At 42.2% G+C, this 2,659-nt stretch carries 4 protein-coding genes; 3 read left to right on the top strand and 1 reads right to left on the bottom strand.

From position 1 onward, the window contains the following. The first annotated feature begins 142 nt into the window (after window positions 1–142). Together FFR00_RS21500 and FFR00_RS21495 are read left to right on the top strand one after the other, a co-directional pair. The gene (locus tag FFR00_RS21500; RefSeq protein WP_137675461.1) at window positions 143–427 is read left to right on the top strand and encodes a hypothetical protein; all 285 of its coding nucleotides are present in this window, start codon (window positions 143–145) and stop codon (window positions 425–427) included. A 292-nt stretch (window positions 428–719) separates the two neighbouring features. After that, the gene (locus FFR00_RS21495) at window positions 720–1,325 is read left to right on the top strand and encodes a hypothetical protein (protein WP_137675460.1); all 606 of its coding nucleotides are present in this window, start codon (window positions 720–722) and stop codon (window positions 1,323–1,325) included. Window positions 1,326–1,507: 182 nt separating this feature from the next. Here the strand turns inward: FFR00_RS21495 and FFR00_RS21490 are convergent, their stop codons facing one another. Next, window positions 1,508–1,906 carry an IS110 family transposase gene (locus FFR00_RS21490; RefSeq protein ID WP_137675459.1) on the bottom strand — a complete coding sequence of 133 codons (399 nt, stop codon included), beginning with the start codon at window positions 1,904–1,906 and terminating at the stop codon, window positions 1,508–1,510. Between the two features lie 120 nt (window positions 1,907–2,026). Between FFR00_RS21490 and FFR00_RS21485 the strand changes: the two genes are divergently transcribed. Beyond that, window positions 2,027–2,443: a hypothetical protein gene (locus tag FFR00_RS21485; protein ID WP_137675458.1), complete on the top strand. Its 417-nt coding sequence runs from the start codon at window positions 2,027–2,029 to the stop codon at window positions 2,441–2,443. The last annotated feature ends 216 nt before the right edge of the window (window positions 2,444–2,659 follow it).

Genomic DNA, 2,659 nt, shown 5'->3' with positions numbered 1-2,659 from the left:
AAAAGTATGTTATGTTTATTCATGCTGATCTCCAATCTAGTTTATTATCATTAACTATTATGGCTCTGGCTTTCAGCTAACCCACGAAGTTGTAGAACAGCACCTTCTTGGGGAGTCATTATGTCTATGTGCACTTGGAACTATGAATAAAGACTCTTACAGTACCTTTATTGGCGCTAAAGCAGTGGCATTTACTTGGATTGCTGCTCTGATTTCTCCTGTATTCTTGGAAATAGGAATACAGGATGGATTCAGCAAGCACTTCTATATCGGCGTCGGTTGTTTGCTGCTTATCCTTATTTCATTTGTTGATGGCATCAGGGCAAGGCGTCATGCTGTTTACTCTGACTTTTGGGTATGTTCAGTTGTGCCTGTTGCTGTTTTTCTTGCAAGCTTGTCTTTCGTTTGGTTAGCTAGTTCGGTGTGAGTGAGCGTCGTGCACATAACAAATAAGAATAGGTGTCGCGCAGCCGACACCTTATTCGGGTGTTGAACAAGCCCGATGCTCCCTTCTATAGTCAATAACGGTGTTGATGTTGGCGGGGCCAAAGCCTTGTTACTTTTCCTAAGAAGAGTCAAAGGGCTTTACCGTGTATGTTTCGCCTGTCGGCGATGTAATAAGCTTTTCTCGCTAAAGCTTACGAAGTAAACGATGCCTGTTACCTTGTAAAGTAGCCCTGATTTCAAGGTCGCACTAATAAGATGTTATGAGCCTGAGTATGTTTAAACTAATCACCTCGATTATTGTTGTTTCTTCTTTATCTTTTGGGATAGGAGTTCTTACGTATTATCCAAATGCTATTTGGCTAATACATAGTTTATCTATAGATAGCCCAAGTTGGAAGGGGGAAGAAAAAATTGTTCACTTAATCCCTAAAAAGTTAGCGTTATTAAAAGTTACGTCAACAGAATCTAAGTGTTTTGGTGACTTGGCTGGGCAACGGATTAGCTATATTAACCTGCTCATAGATATAGCAATGAATAACTACCCTGATGCAGAAATATTTCCATTAGATAGAATTAAAGCTAAAGAGTTAGTTATCCATTTTCTTAATTTGGATTGTAGTATAAATGAATACCATCCAGCCACAGGCTTCACTCCTCTTCTTACTGCATTAGTATTAGCACACGAAGATCCTGAATATGTGATAGAAATAATAAAATTAGGTGGCGATCTACAGAAAAAATTCAAATCTAAGCAGTTTAGTATGTTATATGGCATTAACGGTATCGAGTATTTAGAGCTGGTAGTAAGCAAAGGTACTTCCCCTGATCTTGAGTTCTATAAAACTCTACTTTCTCAAATAAAGGCTAATAACAAATAACAATAGGTGTCGCGCAGCCGACACCTTATTCGGGTGTTGAACAAGCCCGATGCTCCCTTCTATAGTCAATAACGGTGTTGCTGTTGGCGGGGCCAAGGCCTTGTTAGTTTTCGCAAGGCGAGTTTGGCTAAGACGGGGTGAATGGCGTTAAGCCCTTACCCGTTTGGCGTAGTGCTAAGTTGTTATTTTATGTGTATTTTCATCCTCATGTTAAGCCCAGCCATTCTCCTTATACTGTTCGCCTTTCGGCTAGCTCGTTCGGCTAAGGCCAGTGCAGTGCAGTGCATGGGATGTTGGCAGCAAGGGCATAGCTGAGTAACGACATTGTTATTGTTGTCGGTTTGGATCGCGATGTGTATTGAAGCAACAGCAGCCCAATGTAAAAAGCCCAACGTCATAAACCACACAAGATGACTAGCCAAGTCTTTGTATTTTTTGATAAGTTTGTTGATAGAACGAATATTGGTGGGAATGGTGCCTTGGAACACAGGCTCATCTCTCGAATTATCAACACAATAAGCGGCATCTTTGGTTTCTTTGTGAACATCTGGTCCAATAAAAAACGTGCTAGATGTAGACATGTCGATCTCCTGTTCTGTTAAGACTTTACATCTAACAGTGTGGCTCTAGTTTGACTAACCCACGATAAACGCAGGAGGTCGGCACTTTCACCGGGGATCATTATGTCTAGGTGATGTCAGATGAAAAGTATGATGCTTCAAGTGGCTTTATTTTTCGTTATCCTTCCGTTGACTGCATGTGGTAATTTTGCAGTGATTGAATTAGCTGATAGCAACGGTATTACTGATAGCGCCATTGAAAATTTTTGCAGTGATAATGGCTTGGTTCAGGATAAAAAGCCTTGGATACGAAGTTATAACCGCTGGGCTAACAGCCCTCGTAACGAGTTGTTGAGATCTTGGAGTGGTGAGTATGAGGGGGAGGCCGTCATGCTTGTCGAACTTAAGAGAGATGGGAAATATATCTTAGTTGTTGATGTCCAATATGCGCACGAGCGGCCAAATGAGGTCGCGAATCATATCGTAGGTCGGTTAAAGCAAGCGGGAGTTAAGTACGATATCGTGATTGAGTATAAAAGTTTTCTACGGCTGTCATAAATGAATCACCTAACAAGCGGTTGTTATCGCCCCGTTGGGGCTGGGACGGCCTTTCCGCTGCTTCGCAGCTCCAAGTCCGCCCCAAAACCGGGCGTTGATATGATCCCCACTGTCAACACGCACAAGTCTACTTCTACCGATTAACACCGGCATAGAAAACCTGAATGAGAGACCTTTGGCAAGTAAGTGTCGGCGGTTGACCTTGCTGATATTCGC

The organism is Agarivorans sp. Toyoura001, assembly GCF_005405585.1.
In the GTDB taxonomy this organism is placed as follows: Bacteria; Pseudomonadota; Gammaproteobacteria; order Enterobacterales; family Celerinatantimonadaceae; genus Agarivorans.
This window is presented reverse-complemented; position numbering and strand designations above follow the sequence as displayed.